Origin of the sequence: Comamonas sp. B-9 (assembly GCF_000410635.1) — a bacterium.
In the GTDB taxonomy this organism is placed as follows: Bacteria; Pseudomonadota; Gammaproteobacteria; order Burkholderiales; family Burkholderiaceae_C; genus Comamonas.
The window spans coordinates 95,717-118,239 of record NZ_KE148532.1; the positions used below are offsets into that span (position 1 = coordinate 95,717).

17 protein-coding genes are annotated in these 22,523 nt (G+C 63.5%); 6 read left to right on the forward strand and 11 right to left on the reverse strand.

The window, feature by feature from the left end; genetic code table 11:
- Together H928_RS26610 and H928_RS0107205 are read left to right on the forward strand one after the other, a co-directional pair.
- Positions 1–992: tripartite tricarboxylate transporter substrate binding protein (locus H928_RS26610; RefSeq protein ID WP_084635731.1), on the forward strand; the 992-nt coding region annotated here is incomplete at its 5' end.
- A gap of 402 nt (positions 993–1,394) precedes the next feature.
- The gene (locus H928_RS0107205; protein ID WP_021025889.1) at positions 1,395–1,757 is read left to right on the forward strand and encodes a VOC family protein; all 363 of its coding nucleotides are present in this window, start codon (positions 1,395–1,397) and stop codon (positions 1,755–1,757) included.
- Positions 1,758–1,843: 86 nt separating this feature from the next.
- Here the strand turns inward: H928_RS0107205 and H928_RS26615 are convergent, their stop codons facing one another.
- The 9 genes from H928_RS26615 to H928_RS0107250 form a co-directional block, all read right to left on the reverse strand.
- Positions 1,844–2,350, reverse strand: coding sequence for a DUF6882 domain-containing protein (locus tag H928_RS26615; RefSeq protein WP_021025890.1), 507 nt, complete (start codon positions 2,348–2,350; stop codon positions 1,844–1,846).
- A gap of 129 nt (positions 2,351–2,479) precedes the next feature.
- Positions 2,480–3,319, reverse strand: coding sequence for an iron uptake system protein EfeO (efeO, locus tag H928_RS0107215; RefSeq protein WP_021025891.1), 840 nt, complete (start codon positions 3,317–3,319; stop codon positions 2,480–2,482).
- 140 nt (positions 3,320–3,459) lie between these two features.
- Positions 3,460–4,806 carry an iron uptake transporter deferrochelatase/peroxidase subunit gene (gene efeB, locus H928_RS0107220; protein WP_084635726.1) on the reverse strand — a complete coding sequence of 449 codons (1,347 nt, stop codon included), beginning with the start codon at positions 4,804–4,806 and terminating at the stop codon, positions 3,460–3,462.
- A 45-nt stretch (positions 4,807–4,851) separates the two neighbouring features.
- The gene (efeU, locus tag H928_RS30680; protein WP_021025893.1) at positions 4,852–6,960 is read right to left on the reverse strand and encodes an iron uptake transporter permease EfeU; all 2,109 of its coding nucleotides are present in this window, start codon (positions 6,958–6,960) and stop codon (positions 4,852–4,854) included.
- Between the two features lie 374 nt (positions 6,961–7,334).
- On the reverse strand, positions 7,335–7,943 hold the full coding sequence (locus H928_RS0107230; protein ID WP_021025894.1) for a response regulator transcription factor: 609 nt from the start codon (positions 7,941–7,943) through the stop codon (positions 7,335–7,337).
- Positions 7,940–9,013, reverse strand: a complete 1,074-nt coding sequence (locus tag H928_RS0107235) for a sensor histidine kinase (RefSeq protein ID WP_021025895.1) — start codon at positions 9,011–9,013, stop codon at positions 7,940–7,942. The genes H928_RS0107230 and H928_RS0107235 overlap by 4 nt, the downstream gene beginning before the upstream one ends.
- 88 nt (positions 9,014–9,101) lie before the next feature.
- Positions 9,102–10,205, reverse strand: coding sequence for a porin (locus H928_RS0107240; protein WP_158400494.1), 1,104 nt, complete (start codon positions 10,203–10,205; stop codon positions 9,102–9,104).
- Between the two features lie 557 nt (positions 10,206–10,762).
- The gene (locus H928_RS0107245; RefSeq protein ID WP_027010656.1) at positions 10,763–12,388 is read right to left on the reverse strand and encodes an inorganic phosphate transporter; all 1,626 of its coding nucleotides are present in this window, start codon (positions 12,386–12,388) and stop codon (positions 10,763–10,765) included.
- 358 nt (positions 12,389–12,746) lie between these two features.
- A complete protein-coding gene (locus tag H928_RS0107250) occupies positions 12,747–14,981 on the reverse strand; it encodes an NADP-dependent isocitrate dehydrogenase (RefSeq protein WP_027010657.1) in 2,235 nt (744 codons plus the stop codon).
- Positions 14,982–15,337: 356 nt separating this feature from the next.
- On the opposite strand from H928_RS0107250, the gene arfB reads away from it, so the two are divergent.
- The 3 genes from arfB (at position 15,338) to H928_RS0107265 (ending at position 17,992) form a co-directional block, all read left to right on the forward strand.
- The gene (arfB, locus tag H928_RS0107255; RefSeq protein ID WP_021025899.1) at positions 15,338–15,754 is read left to right on the forward strand and encodes an alternative ribosome rescue aminoacyl-tRNA hydrolase ArfB; all 417 of its coding nucleotides are present in this window, start codon (positions 15,338–15,340) and stop codon (positions 15,752–15,754) included.
- A gap of 73 nt (positions 15,755–15,827) precedes the next feature.
- A complete protein-coding gene (locus H928_RS0107260; RefSeq protein ID WP_021025900.1) occupies positions 15,828–16,577 on the forward strand; it encodes a response regulator in 750 nt (249 codons plus the stop codon).
- On the forward strand, positions 16,574–17,992 hold the full coding sequence (locus tag H928_RS0107265; protein ID WP_021025901.1) for an ATP-binding protein: 1,419 nt from the start codon (positions 16,574–16,576) through the stop codon (positions 17,990–17,992). The genes H928_RS0107260 and H928_RS0107265 overlap by 4 nt, the downstream gene beginning before the upstream one ends.
- 69 nt (positions 17,993–18,061) lie before the next feature.
- Here the strand turns inward: H928_RS0107265 and H928_RS34035 are convergent, their stop codons facing one another.
- Positions 18,062–18,487 (reverse strand): SPOR domain-containing protein, encoded by a 426-nt coding sequence (locus H928_RS34035; protein ID WP_084635728.1) that lies wholly within the window; start codon positions 18,485–18,487, stop codon positions 18,062–18,064.
- A 463-nt stretch (positions 18,488–18,950) separates the two neighbouring features.
- On the opposite strand from H928_RS34035, the gene H928_RS0107270 reads away from it, so the two are divergent.
- Positions 18,951–21,086 (forward strand): TonB-dependent receptor domain-containing protein, encoded by a 2,136-nt coding sequence (locus tag H928_RS0107270; protein ID WP_027010659.1) that lies wholly within the window; start codon positions 18,951–18,953, stop codon positions 21,084–21,086.
- Positions 21,087–21,156: 70 nt separating this feature from the next.
- Here the strand turns inward: H928_RS0107270 and H928_RS0107275 are convergent, their stop codons facing one another.
- Positions 21,157–22,380, reverse strand: coding sequence for an MFS transporter (locus tag H928_RS0107275; RefSeq protein WP_021025903.1), 1,224 nt, complete (start codon positions 22,378–22,380; stop codon positions 21,157–21,159).
- Positions 22,381–22,523: the final 143 nt, after the last annotated feature.

Sequence of the window (22,523 nt, forward strand, 5' to 3'; positions counted from 1 at the left end):
CCCCCCCCCGCCCATTCCCCCGCCGCACCGCACTGGCCATGGCGCTGGCCAGCCTCACTAGTGGCGCCTTGCCCGCGCTGGCGCAAACCAAGCCGGCAGGGCACGACAAAGCGCTGCGCGTCATCTTGCCGCTATCGGCGGGCTCGGGGGCCGACGGCGCCATTCGCGCCATCAGCACGCCCATCAGCAAAGTCCTGGGCCAGACCCTGGTGATTGAGAACCTGCCTGGCGCAGGCGGCATCACCGGCACGGCGCAGATTGTGCGGGCGTCCAAAGATGGGGACACCATCGGCATCGTCAGCAACAACCACGTCGTCAACCCCAGCCTGTACAAAAACATTCCCTTTGATTCGATCAAGGACATCGCGCCCATCACCATCATCGGCACCACGCCCTTTGTGCTGGTGGCCAACCCCAAGGTGCCCGCACGTACCGTGCAGGAGCTGATTGCCCACGCCAAGGCCCATCCCGGCACGCTCAATTACGGCTCGTCGGGCAATGGCACCATCCTGCATTTGGGCGCTGCCATGTTTGTCGAGCAGGCACAGATCGATGTGCCCCACATCCCCTACAAAGGCACGGGCCAGCTGATGAATGACTTGCTCAGCGGCCAGGTGCAGCTGGGCGTGGTGGCGGTCGCACCCGCCATGGCCCACATCAAGGCCGGGAACCTGCGCGCCATCGGCATCACCAGCGCCAAACGCAGCGCCAGCCTGCCCGATGTGCCCACCATTGCCGAACAAGGCCTGCCGCAGTACGAGCTGGACGGCTGGATCGCCGCCATTGCCCCAGCGGGTGTACCCAAGGCCGAAATAGATCGCCTCTACCAAGGCTTTGTGCAAGGCATTGCCTCCCCAGAAGCCCGCGAAGCGCTCATCGCCCAGGGCTACGAGATCCAGCTCACCCCGCCGGAAGTGGCGACCCGTTTTATGGCGAGCGAAAAGCTGCGCATGCAGGCGGCGGTGAAAGCCGCACAAGTCAAAATGGATTGAGCCCGCAGATGGATCGAACTCCTCCAAAAAAAGGCAGATTCAGACCGCTCTACACTTTTGAGACTGTCTTTTCGCACGGAGTTGCCACTATGAAACTTTGGATCGCCACCGCTGCCCTGGGTGTTTGGCCCCGGCGTTTGATGGATCAGATTCATCTTGAATCGTTCGAGCTCGGATGACGAAAGCGAGGACGGCAATCGCTGCGCTGCTGTAGTTCAGTTTTGTGAAGCGGCCCGCTGCAACGGGTTGTGAATTCAACCGGTCAATGCAACACAATATCTGCCTAAGGCTGAATGAGTGTTTGTATGAAGCAAACACCGCGGATGTACTGCACCGAAGCTCACGCCCCGCTGCGCCATGCCACAATCGCGCAGCCCACCACCACTCCCCAAAGCAACGGAAATGGCCTTGTTCAAGAAGCTGGAGTCTGTCGTATTGTTTGTCGCCGATATCGATGCGGCGGCCGCCTGGTATGCGCAGCTCTTGGGCACGGAGGTACAGCACGAGAACGCGCACTATGCCTTTGTGCAAGGCCCGGGCCTGTTGATCGGCTTTCACCCCGCCGATGGCAAATGCCCGGGCGGCGTGGGCGGCACCACGGTGTACTGGGAAGTCGCCGATCTGGGCGCTGCCGTTGAACGTCTGCAGGCGCATGGCGCCCGGCTCTACCGGGGGCCGATGACGACCAGCCTGGGGGCCACAGCGGCTATGCTGCTGGACCCCTTTGGTTGCAGCCTGGGCTTGCATTGCCCAGCGGGCAGCTAGGCGCGGACCGCCAGTCGCCAGCGGCTAGCTGCGGACGCCAGTTGCGGGCGGCTAGCTGCGGGCGGATAGCTGCGGGCGACGAGCCTTTACTGCAGCGCCTGGTCCGGGTTCTGCACCACTTGCAGATGCAGGATGCTGAAGTACAGCGTGATATCGCCTTGCTGGTCGATAAAGGTACCGATCGCGCGCTGCAGCCGGGCGGCAATGCAGAGGCACTCGGTTGCCTCGGGCCGGCCGCCGGGGATGCTTGCGGTGGTCAGCAAGGCCAGCTGGTGCTCACGGCCAAAGTCGTGCACCACCTCCAAGGCCTGGCCATGCTGGGCGGGGATATTGGCATTGGCCCAGCTCCACACAAAGCTGCCTTCGCTCTCGCTGCTGGTGCCCACCAGGCAGACGGTGCCCTGCACCTCATGCAAGGGTGCCTGCAGCACCAGGCTGGCGGTTTGCAGATCCCAGTGGTAGTGCGGCGCGCTGTGCAGGCCAAACTGGCGGGGCCACTCGGTATTGCGGGCCATCATGGTCTCAACGGCCTCGCGGCTCCAGGCGGCCCAGTCGGTCTCGCCCCCTTTGGGGCTGGTGGTGGTGTCGTTCATAGCGCTAGCGGTTCAAAATGCAGCCGCCATTGTCGGCCAATCCGGGCCTGCTGGTCAGCAACCGCATCGGCCATAAAAAACCGCCCCTTGCACAGGGGCGGTCCATCGTTCAGCAAGCTGAGGGCACGATCAGTTCAGGCCGAGCATGCCGCGCAGCTTGGACAGGTCTTCGGCCAGCGTGTTCACGCGGCCGGCCAGGATCTTGCGGTCGGCCTCATTCAGCTTGGTGTACAGCTCAAAGCTGCCATCGGGCTTGCGGTACTTGGCCAGGATGTCGAACACGGTCTTGAAGTTCGACGCGGTCTTCTCGACAAAGGCCTTGTCCTTTTTCTCGACCAGGGGGCGCAGCAGTTCAAAAATCTTGTCCGCACCTTCGAAGTTGGCCTGGAAGTCGTCCAGGTCGGTGTGGCTGTAGCGCTCTTCTTCACCGGAGATCTTGGTGGCAGCCACCTCTTCCATCAGCACGGCAGCGCCGCCCACCACCTTTTCTGGCGGGAAGGTCAGGCCGCTCACGCGCTTTTGCAGCTCCTTGGCGTCGGCCAGCAGCTTGTCGGCAAAGGGAGTCAGGCCCTTGGTGCTTTTTTCAACCCAGAGGCCGTACTCGATGCGGTGAAAGCCGGTGAAGCCCGGGTCCTTCTCGGCCTTTTCATGGTCATCGGCGCGCGAGTCCATGCTCTTGTCCAGATCGGCAAACAGCTCGGCGATCGGCTCGATGCGCTCGTAAGGGCGGCGCACGGTGGCGTACATCTTCTTGGCTTCTTCGACCTTGCCGGCCTTGACCGCATCGGTGAAGGCCTGCACACCCTTGACCAGCTCGCGCAGGTTGTTGTTGACGTACAGCTTGTACTCCGTGAGGGGCTTGACCAGCTCCAGCGCAGACACGCCTTCTGCCGCCCAGCTGGACAGGGGGATGACGCTGGCACGGCCGGCCACAAGCAGGCCTTGCAAGAATTGGCGACGCATGGACATACGAGAACTCCTAGATACTGTTAGATTGATAATTTTTGGCTTCCAGTATCCCAATGCCAAACCCAGGCGGGCGTCCTTCATGAAGATGGACGCGCCCAGGCCTTGCAGTACAGACACCAGTGGCTGGTTAGGAAACGAGATCAGGCCTGCTTGGCGGCAGCGGCCAGCAGGCTGCGGCCCAGCCAGTCATGGGCATCGGCCACGCCGGGCAGCACATAGAAAAAGCCGCCGCCAATGGGCTTGATGTATTCTTCGAGCGGCTCGCCGTCGAGCCGCTTTTGCACCGTGACAAAGCCCTTTTCCAGGTCGGCCTGGTAGCAGATGAACAGCAGGCCCATCTCCAGCTGGCCTGACTTGGTCACGCCATTCGAGTAGTTGAAGGGGCGGCGCAGGATCAGGTTGGCCTCGCTGCCATGGTTGCGCGGGTTGGCCAGGCGGATATGCGCATCCATCGGCGTCTTCTTGCCTTCGGGATCGGCCGCATAGTCTGGCGTGTCGTGCTCGGTCTTCTTGCGCGCATCGAGCGGCGCACCACTGTCCTTGTCGCGGCCCATGATGGCCTCTTGCTCGCCCAGCGGCGTGCGGTCCCAGCGCTCGACAAAGTTGCGGATGATGCGCACGGCCTGGTAGCTGCCGCCAGCGGCCCAGGCGGGCTCGCCCGACTCGGGCTGCACCCAGACAATGCGGCGCATCATCGCGTCGTCATCGGACTGGGGGTTGGCCGAGCCATCGCGGAAGCCCAGAAAGTTGCGCGCGCTCTCTGCGGGCTGGCCCACGGCGGCTGGGATCGGCGGCACCGAGCCCTCCTGCTTCCAGCGCACCATCAGCAGATCGGGCAGGTTCTTGATGATGTCGCGCAGCGCATGGATATTGGTGTAGGGCGTGTTGGCGCAGAACTGGATCGACAGATCGCCATGGCAGAGCGCGGCCTGCAGCGCGTCATTGGGATGCTGCTGCATGGGGGTCAGGCGCTTGGGGCACTGGTCCTTCAGACCAAAGCGGCTATCAAACAGGCTGTGGCCCACAGCCACGGTCACCGTCAGCGCATCGGGCTGCACCACCGGGCCGAGAATGCCCGAGCCCGCAGGCGGCAGCTTGGGGTCGAGCACCGGCTGGGCGCCGCCCTGGGTCAGAAAGTGGATGCGCTCGGTCAGGGTCTTGAACAGGCGCTCGAGCTCCGCCTGGTTGCTGGCCAGCACATCAAAGCTGACCAACATGCCGGCTAGCGGCCGGGGCGTGACGATACCGGCCTGGTGCTTGCCGTAGAACGGCACGCGCTGCTGCGACACACTGGTATGCGGGGCATCGGCCACCTGGGTGTTGCCGGGCGAGGCGTCTTCAGCAGCCAGCGCCTGGCGCGCGGGCATGCCGGCCAGCACACCGGCGCCCATGACACCTGCGGCCTCACCCAGCCAGCGCCGCCTGGCGGGGTCGGTGCTGCCCGGCACGACGGATTGAGACGCGTTCCTGTTCTTGAATAAAGACATGTGGTGCTTTCTGTGTGTTATTTGTAGAAATAGAAGGCGGAAAGTTTAGGGCTGCAAGCCCAGCGCTGCATTGACCTTGGCCATGCTTTGCGATGCCTGGTAGAGCGCCTGGGCCAGGTTCTGGCACTGCACCGGGTTCAACGCGGTGCCGGCGGTGCCCGGCACCTGGCTGTCATCGGCGGGGACGCCCAGCTCCTGCATGCGCTGGCGCAGCTTGGCCAGGCTGTCTTGCAGCTGCTGGTTCAGGCCCGGGTTGGCATTGGTCAACACGGGGCCCAGCACTTGCTGGGCCTTGTTGGCCGCAGCCCAGCTGCCGTAGACAAACTGCAGCACGGCCAGGCCCTGCTCGGGCGTGGTCGCCTCGCCAGGGATCAAGGTGGAGGCGCGCTCGAGCGCCTTGGCCGCAGCGGCAGCAATCGACTGGGGTTGCAGAGCCGCATCACCCAGGCGCTGGGCCAGTTGCTGCACATCCTGCTGCAAGCTGGTGGCCAGCGGCAGCAGCTGGTCCGCTGCCTCACCCGCTTGCAGGCCAGCGGCAATGCGCTGCAGCCCCACAAAGGCCGGGTCCTTGTCGCGCAGCGCAAAGTCTGCGGCACGCGCATCGATGCGGGCATTCAAATCACCGTACTGCACGGCCAGCGGTGCCAGCTTTTGGTACTGGCCGCGCGCCAGTGCAGCCAGCTGCTGTGCATCGGCAGGGTAGCCGTCCTGCGGCGTCGCACCGGCGTCGAGCGGATGGGCCAGGCGCTGCTGCAGCGCATCGACCATCTCTTGCAGGCTGGCCGTCTCGGTCAGCATATAGACTTGGTACTCGGCCAGTGCGCCCAGGAAGGCAGTCACCGGCGGCTTGGCCGCCTCGGCCTTGAAGGCGTCCGAGGTCGTCACCGTCAGGCTGCCGCGCGCAGCATTGAGCAGGCCGCAGGTCATCTCGTAGTTGCCAGGCACCAGGCGTGCGCTCAGCTGCTGCGTCATGCCCGGCAGAATGTTCTCGCGCTCTTCGAGCACCATCACGCCGTCCAGAATTTCCCACTCCAGCACGCGCTGCGATTGGTTGACGATGCGGAAAATCACCTTGCCGGCCGGCACCGTCACCGCATTGGGGGTGCAAGTGCCCTGGTTGATTTCGATGGTCACCACCGGCACGCCATCGGCCGAGGTGGCGCTACCCGCAGCAGCACCGCTGGCATGCGGCGCCGTCGATGCCTGCCAGAAGGCAGCAGCACCCAGCAGGAACACGACGACACTGCCCAGCACCACCGGGCCCAGACGGGGCGCAGATTCGGCAGCGGGCACGGGGGGCGGTGCAGCGGCGGGGGTGGATGCGGCAGGCGCGCCGGCCACCGCAGATGCGGCCTTGACCGGCCAGAAGAACATCACCAAGGTCACGGCCAGGTACAGCGCCCAGGCCAGGACTTCGCCGGCGACCGGCGCATGCATATAGCCCAGCAGGCCGCCCAGAATCACGCCCAGCGGGCTGTCTTCGGGCAGCACAGCACTGCTGTCGAACACCACTTGCTGCAGCTGGTTCCAGACACCGGCCTCATGCAGGCGGCGCACGGCGCCGGCCAGCAGGCCAGCGGCCACGACCAAGATAAAGATACCGGTGTAGCGGAAGAACTGGCGCAGATTGATGCGCACGCCGCCTTTGTAGAGACCAATGCCCAGCAACACCGACAGTGCCACGCCGAGGAAGGCGCCGGCAGCGGCACTCCAGCCCGAGCTTTGCTGGAAGATGGCGAGCAGGAAGAAGACGGATTCCACCCCTTCGCGGGCCACGGCCAAAAAGACCATGCCGATCAGCGCCCAGCTGGCACTGCCCGATGTGCTGAGCGCCTTGTCGACCGAGGCCTGCAACTCGCCCTTGATCGAGCGCGAGGCCTTGCGCATCCAGAACACCATGCCCGTCAGCATGCCCACCGCGATAAAGCCGACCAGGCCCTCAAACAGCTCCTGCTGCTTTTGCGGAAACTCGGCGGCCATCCACTGCAGGCCAGCGCCCACGAAAAGCGACAGGCCCAGCGCGAGAAACACCCCGGCCCAGACGGCGGGCATCAGGCGCGCGCGGCCCGTGTGGCGAAGGAAACTGGCAATGATGCCAACGATCAGCGCGGCCTCGATGCCCTCGCGCAACATAATCAAAAATGGAACCAGCATGTAATGTGTTGCTCAAGCCGGGGCGCAGGCCAAGGGCCGCGCCGCCCGCTGATCTTTCTCAGTTCTGTCGATAAATGCCCAACCGTGCCGAACGGCCCAGGGCCTGCCGCAGGCAGACAATGCGGCGATGCAGCAAAGGCAGGTGCAGCATGTTAAGACCAAACTGCCGTCGCAGTCAGCGCATCCGCAGGCCGCCTACACGCAGGCACAGCATTTACAAGAAAAAACGTATATCTTATCATCGCGCACATGGCTTTGAAGCTATCAATTAGATAGCAACCGCCATTCGCAAAACACCCCTGCCGCCAGCATGGCGTAAGGCTGGCTTCAGAGTCAGCTGGCCCAAGGCCAGCGGCAGGCGCTGCGACACGCCACTACAGGCCGAGCTTTTCGGTGAACCGCACCAGATCGGCCAGCGAGCTCAGCTGCAGCTTGCGCATCGCATTGCCACGCCGCACTTTGACCGTCACCTCACTCAGCTGCAGCTGGTGGGCAATCTGCTTGTTGAGCAGGCCCTGCACCACGAGCCGCACCACCTCGCGCTCGCCATCAGAGAGCGACTGCCAGCGGCCAAGGCTCTCGGCGCGGTCGGCATCCTGCAGGCGCCGGGCGCGGTCTTGTGCAATGCCGTGGTGGATGGCGTCGAGCAGATCCTGGTCGCAAAAAGGCTTGGCCAGAAAGTCAATCGCGCCCTGCTTGATGGCCTTGACGCCCATCGCAATATCGCCGTGCCCGGTGATGAAGACCACGGGCAGCAGCAGGCCCAGGCTCTGCATCTGGCGCTGGAACTCCATGCCGCTTTGCCCCGGCATGCGCACATCGAGCACCAGGCAGGCGGGCGCATCAGCGGGCGGATGCGCCAGAAATTCGGCAGCCGATGCAAAAGCGCGCACCGGCAGGCCGACTGAGGCGAGCAGATCCTCCAGCGCGGCGCGCACCGAGTGGTCGTCATCAACCACATAGACCATGGCAGGCGCCGTCATGCCGCGCCCTCCTCCTGCGCCACCGGAAGGCTGAAAGCAAACACCGCCCCGGCTGGTGCATGGGGCTGCGCCCAGATATGGCCGCCATTGGCCTCGACAATGCTGCGGCTGATGCTTAGCCCCACGCCAATGCCCTCGTGCTTGGTGGTCCAGAAAGGTTCAAACACCTGCTCCTGCGCGCCAGCGGGCAGGCCCGGGCCGCCATCCGATACCCGAAACACCAGCTTGTCCTGCTGCTGCAGCGATTCCACCAGGATGGTGCGGCGCGCGACATCGACCAAGGCCGTGGCCTCCATCGCATTGAGCACCAGATTGCCGATGACCTGCTGGACCTGCACCGGATCGGCCAGCGCCAGCGGCAGGCCGGGCGCCAAATCAGCACGCATCGCGATGTTCAGGCGCTGCATCTCGGCCTGCGACAGCGCCAGCACTTCGCGCACGGCGGCATTGAAGACAAAGGGCCTGGGGCTGGCCGGCTCGCCCTTGCTGAGCTTGCGCACCCGGCCAATGATGGCGCTGGCCCGGTCCGCATCGCCCAGGATGCGCAGGAGCGCCTGCCGGGCCTTGTCCAGGTTGGGCGGGTCTTGGTCCATCCAGCGCTGGCAGGCATGGCCGCTGGTGACGATCGCCGCCAAGGGCTGGTTCAGCTCATGGGCAATCGAGGTGGTCAGGCCCTCCAGGCTGTGGATGCGCGAGATGCGCAAGAGCCTGGCCTGGGCCTCATGGGCGGCAGCGCGCGCCAATTCCGCCCTGCAGGCCAGGTAACCAGTGATCAGGATCACCACCGTGCTGATGAGCATATTGATCCGGCCTGCTTGCTGGTCGCCATAGCTGGTGATGAAAAAGCTCAGCCAGGTCAGGGCAACGCAGCTGCCGGTGAGCGCCATGAGCCCGCGCAAGGCCAGCACATGGGCCATCGCGACAATGACCACGGTGTAGAACACCGACACCGCCACTTCATACCGGGTTGCCGTGTCGATCAGAAACAGCAGAGCCAGCGCAAGCCCCATGCCCATGACATGCAGGCCTGGGCGGCGCCAGAGTTGGGGTGGCAGGAACGGGATCTTCATCAGAAACGCGCAGACAAAGCGGCGCTGGGTAGCAGGGACCGCAAAAGGCTACCACGCCAGGCGCGATGGGGCGCAAAAGCCCACCCCATCAAAAACGGGTGTTCAGCCCAAACGCCAGCTGGCTCACTGAGGGCTGGCTGGCATCCAAGGCCACATCCATCGCGTAAGCCCGGCCATGGGCGGCAAAGGCATAGACACTGGTGCGCAGCGACAACGGGTAGATGTAGCCCAGCGACACGACCTGGCTGGTCCGGGCGCGCGCGCCGCTGTCCTGCCAATCCCAGTTGGGCCGCGCCTGGGACCACTGCATCTGGAACTCGCCACGGCCCAAGGGAATGGACGCAGCCAGATAGAGCGCATCCAGCCGGCCTCCATCGATGAACTCGATGGGCCCCAAACCCTTGAGCCCGGCCGCCTGCAACTGCGCCGGACCATCGCCGCCATTGCGCCCGACAAAGCCATTGCGCTGGCGGCTCCAGCCCGCCGCCAGGCGTGCCGCGCCAAAGTTGTAGCTGGCGCCCAACTGCGCGGCGCTGGGGCGCCGGCCAGCCAAGGCGGCGTCCCAACGGACGGCACTGGCTTGCTCCCAGCTCGCAGCCAGCAGCCAGGGGCCGTCCTCATAGCGCAGCGCCAAGCTGTAGAGCTTGTAGGTGGCGCTGCCCGTCGTGCCTGCGGCTGGGGCGGCACCCGCGTCAAAGCTGTAACTGGCGCCCAACTGCACACCGCCCCACTGCGGGCTGCGCCAGCTGAGCTGCTTGGACACCTGGTAGTTGTCCGAGGCCCGCAACAAGGCACCCACGCCAAAGTCGCGCCAGGCCCCCACCTCGATCGCGCTGACAAAGGCCTGGCCCACGGTGTACTGGCGCCCCAGGCGCAGCTCGCCCAGGCTCGCATTGCCCACCCCCACCCAGGACTGGTAGTTGAACGGCCTTGCTGGGTCATCGGGCGCGCCGTGGGCGGCATCCAGCCCGCCTTCCAGCGCAAAGGCGGCGTAGCTGCTGCCACCCAGCGCCTCACGGCCCTGCAGGCCCCAGAGCGAATCGGACAGGCCGCCGCTCAGCAGGCTCTTTTGCGTTGGCGCCCCGCTCACCCGGGTTGCGCTGATGGCGGCATCGACGGTGCCATACAGGCGCACGCTCGTCTGCGCCTGGGCCGGCACCGCCACCATGGCGGCCAGCAAAGCTGCACACAAGGGCCATATGCGGGCCCGAGGCTGGCGCAGCAGAGGCTGCCGGGGCCCGGTGGAGCGAGGGTGGGAGAGGATTGGAAAAAGAAGCATGGGATTGTCACAGCGGCAGCACGCCGCCAGGGACCCTCTCATGCATTCAGCGGCGAGATGGCCTTGGCGCGGCAGCCCAGGAGGAGGTGGTGGTTGTGTACGGCAAAGCAAGGCAGCGCTTGCAGCAGCGCATGGCAGGCTCAGGATCGGGGTCCATGGCTTTTCTCCTGCGAAGAACTTGGGGGGATACCCATGCCCTGCTTCAACAACTGAAGTGCACATCGGCGGCAATCGCCGATTCGGAACAGGGCGCAGCGTCATCGCTTTTTATGCAGGCCATGCCATCGGCGACGACAGAGCGGATTCTCGCAGGCCGATCGCTGCTTTGCCAGTAGCCCTGGGCATGCATGTCACCGCCATTGGGATGGCATGCATATACCTTGGTATAGATGGCAGACAACAGGCCTGGACAAGGCGCCTACCCAGCGCCCTGCGCGCCTCGTCCAGGCCCTCCATAAGCCAGGCTTCGCTCAGGCAAATACATGGCTGAACAGCCAGTACAGGCTACCCGAGAGCAGCATCGCGCATGGCAGGGTCAGCACCCAGGCCAGCGCAATGTTGCGCAAGGTGGAGGCCTGCAGGCCCGATCCATTGGCGGTCATCACGCCGGCAATGCCCGATGACAGCACATGGGTGGTGGAGACCGGCAGGCCAAAGGCATCGGCTGCGCCGATGGTGGTCATCGCGACCAGTTCAGCCGCCGCGCCTTGGCCGTAGGTCAGATGGGTCTTGCCAATCTTTTCGCCAACGGTCTTCACAATGCGCTTCCAGCCCACCATCGTGCCCAGCCCCAAAGCAATGGCCACCACCACCTTGACCCAGACAGGGATGAACTTGGTGGAGGTGTTCAACTCGGCCTGAAAGGCCTTGAGCTGTGCCTTGCTGGCATCGTTCAGCGCCATCGCATCGCTCTTGGTCAGCACGGAAATGGTCTCTGAGGCCAGGAACATGTCGTTGCGCACATTGCCCACCGCCGTGGCGGGCACCTTGGCCAGCGATCCGTATTCCTGCACCTGCTTGCCAATGCTGCCGGCCAGCTCGGCCAGGGCGGGAACCACCTCGGGCTTGGCCTCCTTGGTGCGGATGAACTCGGACACGGTGCTGCGCGCCAGCGCATCGGTCGCAGGCGCTGGCAGGGTCGAGACCTTGGCCAGGTTAGCCTGCGTGGCATAGGCAACCTCGACAAACTGGGGCGTGTGCTGCTCGGTCACGGCATGGTTCAAGCCATAGGCCATCGGCACCACACCCACCAAGATCAGCATGATCAAGCCCATGCCCTTTTGCCCATCGTTGGAGCCGTGGGCAAATGAGACACCGGTGCAGGTGAAGATCAGCAAAATGCGGATCCACAGCGGAGGCGCGCTGCCGGTGGGCTCTTCGTACAGGGTGCGGTTCTTGACCAGCGCCTTCATGGCCAGCAGCAGCAACGCGGCGCAGACAAAGCCCACCACCGGCGAGACCAGCAAGGCCTTGAAGACGCCCCAGACCTGGTGGCCGTCCACACCGCTCATCGCGTCACGGCCGCGCATCAGCGCATTGGCCACGCCCACGCCAATCACCGAGCCCACCATCGTGTGCGATGACGACGCGGGCAGACCCAGCCACCAGGTGCCCAGGTTCCAGATGATCGCGGCAATGAGCAGCGCAAACACCATCGCAAAGCCCGCGCCGGACGTGACTTGCAAGATCAGCTCGACCGGCAGCAGCGAGATGATGCCGTAGGCCACGGCGCCGCTGGAGGTGAGCACGCCCAGAAAGTTGAACAGGCCCGACCAGACCACCGCCACATTGGGCGGCATCGAATGGGTGTAGATAACGGTGGCTACGGCGTTGGCCGTGTCGTGGAAGCCGTTGACAAACTCAAAGCCCAGCGCAATCAGCAGCGCCACCGCCAGCAGCAGGAATGCCACCATGGTGATGCTGTTGCCGCCCGGCGAGCCGGTGACGTCCGTCACCAAGGCCCAGGCCATATAGCCCAGGCCAATGCCCAGCAAACCCAGAAAGATCACGACCTGCACGGGGCTGGTTCTTTGATCGAAATTTGGTTTGACAGCGCCCGCTGACAAACCTGCCGAAGAGGCCATGGAACTGCTCATGTCGTTTATGTGCCGGTGGCACTGTGTTGTGTTTAGACATTTGCAATTTTGTTCAACGTGTGTGACAAGATCATTACCATAAGATAATGTTTGCTAATGTCTGATTGCTTTTGCAAATCATCCATTAGTATTTCATCTTGTTAAAAAAATACCCGTAAATGCTTCATACCGACTCAGCTGCCGCTGCCAAAGATGGCGCTGATCGCGTCTCCCCAGAACCCAGCGGTGCCTGCCAGGCGCACTTCCGCACGCTGCGATAAAACACACGCAAAAAAAACCGGCAGCCCTCACGGGTCTGCCGGTTTTACTTGGATGATCGCAACCCGGGCGGCATCAGCCAGCCCAGGCCTGGGCTTTATCAGCCCAGTGCAGCCACCGCTGCGTTGAAGGTGCTGCTGGGGCGCATCACGGCGTCCAGCTTGGCTGCGTCAGGCTGGTAGTAGCCGCCGATGTCGGCAGGCTTGCCTTGCACGTCCTTGAGTTCGCCGACGATCTTGGCTTCGTTCTCGGCCAGGCTCTTGGCCAGGGGCGCAAACTTGGCTGCCAGTTCGGCATCGGTGGTTTGCGCGGCCAGGGCCTGGGCCCAGTACAGCGCGATGTAGAACTGCGAGCCACGGTTGTCCAGCTCACCGGTGCGGCGCGATGGCGACTTGTTCTCGTCAAGCAGCTTGCCGGTGGCCTGGTCCAGGGTCTGGGCCAGCAGCTTGGCGCGCTCGTTGTTGTTCTTGATGCCCAGCTCTTCGAAGGACACGGCCAGCGCCAGGAACTCGCCCAGCGAATCCCAGCGCAGGTGGTTTTCTTCGACCAGCTGCTCGACATGCTTGGGGGCCGAGCCGCCAGCGCCGGTTTCGTACAGACCGCCGCCTTGCATCAGCGGCACCACCGACAGCATCTTGGCCGAGGTGCCCAGCTCCAGGATCGGGAACAGGTCGGTCAGGTAGTCACGCAGAATGTTGCCGGTCACCGAGATGGTGTCCAGGCCACGGGCTGCGCGCTCCAGCGTGAAGCGCATCGCGCGCACTTGCGACAGGATATGGATGTCCAGGCCGTTCGTGTCGTGGTCCTTCAGGTAGGTTTGCACCTTCTTGATCAGCTCGGCTTCGTGTGGGCGGTACGGATCCAGCCAGAACACGGCAGGCATGCCGGAGTTGCGGGCGCGGGTGACAGCCAGCTTGACCCAGTCGCGGATAGGCGCATCCTTGACCTGGCACATGCGCCAGATGTCGCCCTGCTCCACGTTCTGGCTCATCAGCACTTCGCCGGTGGCGATGTCCACGATGTTGGCCACGCCGTCTTCGCTGATCTCGAAGGTCTTGTCGTGCGAGCCGTATTCCTCGGCCTTTTGCGCCATCAGGCCCACGTTGGGCACGGTGCCCATGGTCTTGGGGTCGAAGTTGCCGTGCCACTTGCAGAAGTTGATCACTTCCTGGTAGATGCGGGCAAAGGTCGACTCAGGCATCACGGCCTTGCAGTCGTATGGCTTGCCATCGGCGCCCCACATCTTGCCGCCAGCGCGGATCATCGCAGGCATCGATGCGTCCACGATCACGTCGTTGGGCGAATGGAAGTTGGTGATGCCCTTGGCAGAGTCCACCATGGCCAGCGCGGGGCGGCCTTCCTGGCACTTGTGCAGGTCGCGGATGATTTCTTCGCGTTGCGAGGCAGGCAGGGTTTCAATCTTTTCGTACAGATTGGCCATGCCGTTGTTCACGTTCACGCCCAGCTGATCGAACAGCTTGCCGTGCTTCTCGAACGCTTCCTTGTAGAAAATGCGCACGCAGTGACCGAACACGATGGGGTGGGACACCTTCATCATCGTGGCCTTGACGTGCAGCGAGAACAAAATGCCCGACTGCTTGCAGTCTTCGATTTCCTTTTCGTAGAAAGCCAGCAGGGCCTTCTTGCTCATGAACATCGAATCGACCACTTCGGCGTCCTGCAGCTTGACCTTGTCCTTGAGCACCACGGTCTTGCCGGACTTGGTCTCCAGCACCATCTTCACTTCGCGGGCCTTGTCCAGCGTCATGGACTTTTCGCCGTGGTAGAAGTCGCCCTCTTCCATGTGCGAGACATGGGTTTGCGACCACTGCTTCCACTCGCCCATCGAATGGGGGTGCTTCTTGGCGTAGTTCTTCACAGCCAGCGGTGCGCGGCGGTCTGAGTTGCCTTCGCGCAGCACGGGGTTCACGGCCGAGCCGATGCACTTGCTGTAGCGCGCCTTGATGTCTTTTTCTGCATCGTTGGCAGGGCTGTCTGGGTAGTCAGGCAGCTTGTAGCCGTGGTCTTGCAGCTCCTTGATCGCTTCTTGCAGCTGGCCCACCGACGCGGAAATATTGGGCAGCTTGATGATGTTGGCATCGGGCGTCAAGGTCAGCTTGCCCAGGTCGGCCAGGTTGTTGGGTACGCGCTGTGCTTCGGTCAGAAACTCGGGGAATTCACCCAGAATGCGGGCTGCCAGCGAAATATCACTCTCGGCCACATTGATGCCAGCGGCGCTCGCAAAGCTGCGAACAACCGGCAAGAACGCTGCGGTCGCCAGACGAGGCGCTTCGTCGGTCAGGGTGTAGATGATGGTGGGTTGCTGGGTAGTCATCTGGTCTTTCAAGTGGCAAAAGTTCTGATGTGCGTCGCGCCTTGGCCGGTCTCCACAGCCCAGGGCGCGCCCGCGTAAACTCCGTCATGATGTACCGCGCGCTGCATGTTGGGAAGCCTGTCCCTCAAATGCTGCAATGCAATATCACAATACGGAATTCAACGCCAAGGATTGTCGCTGCTTTTTAAGTCTTATACAAGAGTTGGCCCAGCGATTTGTTGAGGCATCTGAGCCTGCTGACGCAAAATACGGGGCTAGCTGCCGTTATGCCAGCGCTGCACGACAGCGCTGTGAAACCCCAATCCGCCTCCGATCCACCGCCTTGCAGCTCTTTTCACCGCGACACGCCTGCCGACATGACCACGCCCCTGCCCTCCGCCCTCACCTTGCATGAAGCCGATGTGCAGTGGACGGCTATCCGCGCCCAGGGGCCCGGCGGGCAGAACGTCAACAAGGTCAGCTGCGCCATCCACCTGCGCTTTGATGTGCGCTCATCACGCCTGCCCGAGCCCGTGCAGACCCGTTTGCTGGCGCTGGCCGATTCGCGCATCACCCAGGAAGGCGTGGTCGTCATCAAGGCCCAGAGCTACCGCACCCAGGAGCAAAACCTCTGGGATGCGCTCGAGCGCCTCAACGCCTTGGTGGCCAGCGTGGCGGTGGAGCCGCGCAAGCGCCGCGCCACCAAGCCGACCTGGGGCTCGCAGCAGCGCCGCCTGCAAAGCAAGAGCCTGCGTGCCAATGTCAAAGCCCAACGCGGCAAGGTGCGGGATTGACCATGCACCGCGCCCACTGGCAGAGGGCCGGTGATAATAAGAAGTAATCTCATTTGCCAACGCCTGAATTTCAATGAACGTGCGACGCAGCATCCTGATCGTCGATGACCACCAAAGCATCCGCGACCCTCTTGCCACTTTCATGCGCCGCTATGACTTCGATGTCGACACCGCCGGTGATGGCATCGCCATGCGGCAACTGCTCAAAGACCACCGCTACGACCTCATCATCCTGGACGTGATGCTGCCCGGCGAGGACGGCCTGTCGCTGTGCGGCTTTGTTGCCGAGCACATCGGCACCCCCGTCATCTTGCTGACCGCGATGACCGACCAGGCCGACCGGGTGGCGGGCCTGGAGATTGGCGCCGACGACTATGTGCTCAAGCCCTTTGACCCGCGCGAGCTGGTGGCCCGGGTGCGCAGCGTGCTGCGGCGCGGCGCGCGCAGGCGGGCGGACGATGCAGCGCAATCGCCCCCTGCGCAAGAAGCCTTGGCAGAAAAGCGCTACACCTTTGAAGGCTGGTCCTTTGACCTGACCACGCGCGAGCTGCAGGACCCCGGCCTCAGCCCCGTGCCACTGACCACCGCGGAGTTCCACCTGCTGCGCGCGCTGCTGGAGAACCCCAACCGCGTGCTCAGCCGCCAGCAATTGATGGACCTGACCCAGCGCGAAGGCGCCGCGTTTTTTGACCGCAGCATCGACACCCAGATCAGCCGGCTGCGCAAAAAGCTCGAATCCGACCCGCGCCAGCCCCGCATGCTCAAGACCGTACGCGGCGACGGCTACCTGCTGGCGGCCAGAAACATCCGCCTCGCACCATGAAGCTGCTGCCGCGCACCTTGGCCGGCCAGTTGCTCGCGCTGTTGCTGCTGGCCCTGGTCGTCGCCCACCTGGCCGCCGTCTTGCTGCTCACCTGGCTGCGCCAGGACAGTGACGTGGTCCACCCGTTGTCGGCCCACACCATCGAGACCCGGGTGGCTGCCGCCTACCGCGCGCTGGAGAGCAGCCCCGAATCCGCCCAGCGCCTGGTGCAAAGCATCAGCCTGCCCGATTCGCAGTTCCGCATCCGCCCGCGCCCTTTTGATGACGGCCAGCCCGTCACCGAGCAGGAAGCCAAGCTCACCGCCAGGCTGCAAGAGCGCCTGGGGCTGGATGCGGGTGCCAACGCTGCAGACCCACCGGTGCGCATCCATCTGCGCATGCGCTCACCCCTGGCAGCCAGCCAGGCCGGCGATGTGGACCAGGACATCCTCGCGCTGCTGAGCCCGGCGTTTGAAGAAGATGGCAGCTGGATGCTGCATGTCGATGTGCGCCTGCCCGATGGCCAGTGGCTCAGCAGCTGGCACCTGCCGACCATGCTGCTCAGCCACTGGAGCCGGGTGCTGAGTTTTTCCATCCCCGTGGGCATGCTGCCCATCATCGTCATTGCGGTACTGTTTGGCCGGCGCATCATGCAGCCGCTGCGCATGCTCACCGAGGCGGCCCAGCGCATCAGCCGGGGCGAGCGCTCCGCGCACCTGCCGCTGTCCGGCCCCGAAGGCGTACGCGAAATCATCGAGGCTTTCAACGAAATGCAGGACCGCTTGCTCGGCGTCGTCAACGACCGCACCCGCATGGTTGCCGCCATTGGCCACGACCTGCGCACCCCCCTCACCTCGCTGCGCATCCGCGCCGAGCTGGTGGACGATGACGAGCTGCGCCAGGCGATGGTGAGCACCATCAACGAGATGCACAGCATGGTCGAAGAGATCCTGCACTTTGCCCAGGACGATGCGATGCGCGAAACCCCCCAGCCGGTAGACCTGGATGCGCTGGTCGGCGAGGTCGTCGAGCAGCAGCGCAGCCTGGGCCGCCAGGTGGACTGGACGCCGCCCCCCAGCATCAGCTACCGCTGCCGCCCGGCCCACCTCAAGCGCGCCCTCGCCAACCTGATCGACAATGCCGCGCGCTACGGCCGTGTGCAGGTCCGGTTGACCGTGCCGCATGCCGCAGACCCGGGCACCGCCGGCACGCTGCGCATGGAAATCGAAGACGAAGGCCCCGGCATTGCTGCGCAGGACATGGAGCAGGCCTTTCGGCCCTTTAGCCGGCTGGAGGTCGCCCGCAACGGGGAGACCGGTGGCTTTGGATTGGGGCTGGCGATTGCGCGCTCATGCGTGCGGGCGCATGGGGGTGAGTTAAAGCTGCATAACCGCAGTGAGGGTGGGCTGAGGGCGGTGATTGAGTTGCCGGCTTGAAAGGATGATGGGCAGGTTATTCCCTAAATGCTTCTGTAAACCAAAGCTAACACAGGCAAATCCTTGGCTCTACTGGAGTCGTATGACTGTAGCTGGTAGCCCAAGCTTCTTAGCCTGATCAGCAACCAGTTCTGCATCACTGCGGTTCGTGAATGGACCAATCCGAAGCCGCGTGATCTCCAGGCCACTCATCAATTCTCTAGTACCGAAGAAAATCGGCTTAAATCCTGCACCAACAACGTAGCTACATTTGGCGATAGCCTCACCTCTGCTGCCGAACGCTCCAACTTGCACAGCAAACTTGTTCTTGAGGTCTAGCTCAGAATGCGTCTGCCATTCGCACTCTCTGCTTGTATTGTTTGTACTAACCCTGACTTGAGAAATTGTTACTGCATCCGCTGTTTCGGCTTGACGCGTTTTACTCGGTGCACATCCAACGACTAAGCTCACCACGCAAGTCACGGCCAATAAGTTTCTTAGAGAAAACGGGGGCATTGCTGTTTTAATTAGAAGGTTGTTTGGTTTAAAAATGGATAGCCTTGGCGAGGGCAAAATTTATAGCATCGCCAATATACAACGATCGACAGCGCGCTCAATGCCGACTTCCAGTCGTTCCATACTCACGCCGAGCAGAATGAGCGCTAACTGAGAATATTCCCAAGATAAATAAGTACTCGATGGACTTTGCAGAGTCCTGCATTGACCAGTCACTCTGAATACGCACTCACAAATGACTGAGGAGCCCACTCAGCCAGTCACAAACTGACACAAACAGGCAAACACCAGCCACATGCATCGCAAATGATTCTGATTGCGAATTCATTTGCTCACCCAGCCAACGTGATCGGCTCTGCGCCGCTTCCACGCCAGCCAGCTCCGCTCTGCATACCTTTGGTCCGCCCGGCTTTGCCCAGGGCTGCGCCGCCTGCAGGCCGTCTTACTGCCCTTGTTTGTTGTCATGTCCCATCCCGCTGCTTCATTCCCCCTTCTTCCCATTGCGCTGGCCGCAGGCCTGTGCCTGTCATCGGCCGCATCGGCGCAAAGCAACACGGAGCCCGGCACCACGCTGGACACGATCACCGTGACGGCGGCTGCGACGGCCACGGCTGTCAAGGACGCGCCGGCCAGCTTGACGGTGCTGACCGCCGAAGACATAGCGCGCGTGCCAGCCACGGATTTGAACGAGGTGCTGCGCCGCGTGCCGGGCCTCACGCAAGCCACCACGCCCGATGGCGGCACCAGCATCCAGATTCGCGGCCTGCCCCAGCAGTACACCCTGATCCTGGTCGATGGCGTGCGCGTAGGCAGCTCCAGCGAGACCTTTGACCGCTACACCCGCAATGAGCTCAACTGGATTGCGCCCGAGGCGATCGAGCGCATCGAAGTGGTGCGCGGCCCCATGTCCTCGCTCTACGGCTCGGACGCAATGGGCGGCGTGATCAACATCATCACCAAAAAAGGCGGCGATACATGGAGCGGCCAGGTCTCGGCCGGTGCCGAGATCAATCCCGAATCCATCCGTGGCAATGACTACAGCGGTGGCTTCAACATCAGCGGCCCACTGGGCAAGGGCTTCAAGCTGCAGCTCAATGGCCAGCAAACCTACCGCCAGGCCGACAGTGGCCTGGAAGACGGCACCACCGCCTTCCGCTGGGGTGGCGGGCGGGAAGGCGCCAAGCGCCAGTCGCTGGGCGCGCGCCTCGATTGGGACATCAACGACAGCCACAAGCTGAGCCTGGATGTGCAGCGCGCCGAGTGGAAGACCCTGGGTGGCCCCTCGCCCTCTACCAGCAACCCGGGCGGCTTTGCGGCGGCTGCCACCACCCGTGGCCCCTCCAACATGGAGCGCGAAAGCACCAGCCTGACCCACCAGGGCAAGTACAGCTTTGGTACGTCCAAGCTCTCGCTCAGCCACAGCAAGTACAGCAACGAAACGACCGCGCCCCGGATTGAAAACGGCCAGTTTGTGCCCGTGCCCGGCGGCACTGCCACCCAGACCTACAGCACGCATTCGGTCTCGGAAGACCTGATCCTCGACGGCTCGGTGACCATGCCCTTCAAATGGGGCTTTGACCAGATGCTGACCGTGGGCGCGCAGTGGCAGCGCCAAGAGCTGGACAACCCGAACTCGGTGGGCTCGGTCGCCAATGAGGCGGGCGTGGTCGGCCTCAGCTACAAGCAGGCCAAGTCGCAGGCCTTGTTTGTCGAAGACCAGATCTTTTTGCGCGACAACCTGACCCTGACCCTGGGCCTGCGCGGTGACCGCCATGACGATTACGGCTCGCACGTCAGCCCGCGTGCCTACCTGGTCTACCACCCGACGGCTGCCTGGACCTTGCGTGGCGGCTACTCCGAAGGTTTCCGCGCGCCCAACCTGCGCCAGTCGAACGAGAACTTTGTGAGCCAGTCCCAAGGCGCGGGCTGCGGCTTTGCCGGCTACACCGGTGGCGGTTGCAGCATCCGCGGCAACTCCGACCTCAAGCCCGAGACCTCGCAGAACTGGGAGCTGGGCGCCGCCTGGGAGCATGAAGGCTGGCAAGCGGGCCTGACCTTCTTCAACACCGATTTCAAGGACAAGATCGACTCGCAAGGCATTGGCTACTTGCCGGGCGGAACCAACTACTGGGCCCAGTATGTGAACATCGACGCGGCCATCACGCGCGGGCTGGAAGCCAATCTGCGCGTGCCGCTGAGCCGCAGCATCAGCTGGAACAACAGCCTGACCCATATGCTCAAGGCCGAGAACAAGACCACCGGCGTGGCGCTGACCACCGTCTCCAAATGGAGCGGCTCCTCGGTGCTGGATTGGCAGGTGAATACTGCCCTGGGCCTGAGCCTGGGCGCCGAGCTGGTGGGCAAGCAAATGGGCCTGGCCCAGCGCCTGGCCGACAACTCCAACTTTGGCGAGCAGCGCATCCAGAACAGCTATGTGCTGTACGACCTGGCTGCCAACTACCGCATCAACCAGGCGCTGCGCATCAACGCCGGCGTGAAGAACCTGTTTGACCGCAATGCCAGCGGCAACCGCGATGTGGGCAACAATTTCTACCTGCCCGGCCGCCGTTTCTTTGCGACTTTGACGGCCAGCTTCTAAGCCGGTTCAGGCTCTAAAAATCCAGGCGCTGAGTGTCACATCTCAGCGCCTTTTTCCATATGTAGCGCTGTCAGGGCTGGGCCGCTGCAAAGCCATGGCGCTTGGCCAGCAGCACGACCGCCAGGCTCAGCAGCATCAGCATGACTACTGCTGGCGAGAAGGCCGCCACACCCCACTGGGCCAGCAATACACCACCGGCCATGCCGCCCCCGGCAATGGCCAGGTTCCAAGAGGTCACCAGCATCGACTGCGCCACATCGGCTGCCGGCCCTGCGTTCTTGGCCAAGGCCGTTTGCAGCAGCGGCGGCAGCCCACCAAAGCCCAGGCCCCAGACGGCCACGGCCAGGTAAACGGCAGCGGGTAGCTCCATCGCCAGCGCCAGCAGCACAGCGCCCAACAGAAACAGCCCCGTGCTCGCCAAACTCAGCGCGCGCAGATGGCGGTCAATCAGCAGGCCGGTGATCCAGATGCTGAGCACCGACATCAGCCCAAACACCAGCAGCACCCGGTCGATCTGCGCGCCCAGGTTGGCAGGGGCCAGCAAGGGCGCGATATAGGTGTAGAGCAGGTTGTGCGCCAGCACATAGGCCAGCACCACCAGCAGCACCGGCCGCACCCCTGGCAGGCGGAAGACCTGGCCCAATCCGAAGGCTTGGCCAGCGGGCTGGCCGGCAAAATCGGGCAGGCGCAGCTGCACCCAGGCCATCAGCAGCAGCGCCAGCACACTCATGCTGGCAAAGCACAGGCGCCAGCCCAGGTGCTGGCCCATCCAGGTGCCCAGCGGCAGGCCCAGCGAAAGCGCCAGCGGCGCGCCCAGCATCGCAATCGCGATGGCGCGCCCGCTTTGGTGGGGCGGCACCATGCGGGTGGCATAACCGGCCAGCAAGGCCCAGAGCAGGCCTGCCGCCACCCCGGCGACAAAGCGCGCCAGCAAGGTGAGCGCATAGCTGCCCGACACCGTGGTGATGCTGTTGGCCAGCACAAAACCGGCCAATGCCGCCAGCAGCAAGGGCTTGCGGCGCATGCGCTGGGTGGCTGCCGTCAGCGGTATCGCCGCCACCAAGGAGCCGATCGCATACAGGCTGACCAGTTGCCCCGCCATCGCCTGCGACACGCCCAGCCCGGCACTGATCTGCGGCAGCAAACCGGCGGGCAAGGCCTCCGTCAGGATGGTGACAAAGCCCGCCAGCGCAAGCGCCAGCAGCGATGCCAGCGGCAGGCCGCTGCTCTGGGGTGGGCAGCTGGGTTCAAGATGGGGGGATGGGTGAGAAGAAAGCGAAGAAGAATCTGCCATGGCGCTACGCGAAGGTCCTGTACAAACCCGCGCAGGCCAATAGGCCGCTGGCGGGTGAAAAACGACAGCCGCCATGGTGCAGCGATTGCCGCAGCAAGACAATCAGGCCGAGATGCAAAACATATCGGACAGAAATGTCCGCA

What these genes read in the sequence shown, in the direction of transcription:
- H928_RS0107270 (WP_027010659.1), top strand. Translation starts at nt 18,951, where the DNA reads ATGTCCCATCCCGCTGCTTCATTCCCCCTTCTTCCCATTGCGCTGGCC.
- H928_RS34035 (WP_084635728.1), bottom strand. Translation starts at nt 18,487, where the DNA reads ATGCCCCCGTTTTCTCTAAGAAACTTATTGGCCGTGACTTGCGTGGTG.
- H928_RS0107230 (WP_021025894.1), bottom strand. Translation starts at nt 7,943, where the DNA reads ATGACGGCGCCTGCCATGGTCTATGTGGTTGATGACGACCACTCGGTG.
- efeU (WP_021025893.1), bottom strand. Translation starts at nt 6,960, where the DNA reads ATGCTGGTTCCATTTTTGATTATGTTGCGCGAGGGCATCGAGGCCGCG.
- H928_RS0107250 (WP_027010657.1), bottom strand. Translation starts at nt 14,981, where the DNA reads ATGACTACCCAGCAACCCACCATCATCTACACCCTGACCGACGAAGCG.
- H928_RS0107260 (WP_021025900.1), top strand. Translation starts at nt 15,828, where the DNA reads ATGAACGTGCGACGCAGCATCCTGATCGTCGATGACCACCAAAGCATC.
- H928_RS0107235 (WP_021025895.1), bottom strand. Translation starts at nt 9,013, where the DNA reads ATGAAGATCCCGTTCCTGCCACCCCAACTCTGGCGCCGCCCAGGCCTG.
- H928_RS0107205 (WP_021025889.1), top strand. Translation starts at nt 1,395, where the DNA reads ATGGCCTTGTTCAAGAAGCTGGAGTCTGTCGTATTGTTTGTCGCCGAT.
- arfB (WP_021025899.1), top strand. Translation starts at nt 15,338, where the DNA reads ATGACCACGCCCCTGCCCTCCGCCCTCACCTTGCATGAAGCCGATGTG.
- H928_RS0107275 (WP_021025903.1), bottom strand. Translation starts at nt 22,380, where the DNA reads ATGGCAGATTCTTCTTCGCTTTCTTCTCACCCATCCCCCCATCTTGAA.
- H928_RS26615 (WP_021025890.1), bottom strand. Translation starts at nt 2,350, where the DNA reads ATGAACGACACCACCACCAGCCCCAAAGGGGGCGAGACCGACTGGGCC.
- H928_RS0107265 (WP_021025901.1), top strand. Translation starts at nt 16,574, where the DNA reads ATGAAGCTGCTGCCGCGCACCTTGGCCGGCCAGTTGCTCGCGCTGTTG.
- H928_RS0107245 (WP_027010656.1), bottom strand. Translation starts at nt 12,388, where the DNA reads ATGAGCAGTTCCATGGCCTCTTCGGCAGGTTTGTCAGCGGGCGCTGTC.
- efeO (WP_021025891.1), bottom strand. Translation starts at nt 3,319, where the DNA reads ATGTCCATGCGTCGCCAATTCTTGCAAGGCCTGCTTGTGGCCGGCCGT.
- efeB (WP_084635726.1), bottom strand. Translation starts at nt 4,806, where the DNA reads ATGTCTTTATTCAAGAACAGGAACGCGTCTCAATCCGTCGTGCCGGGC.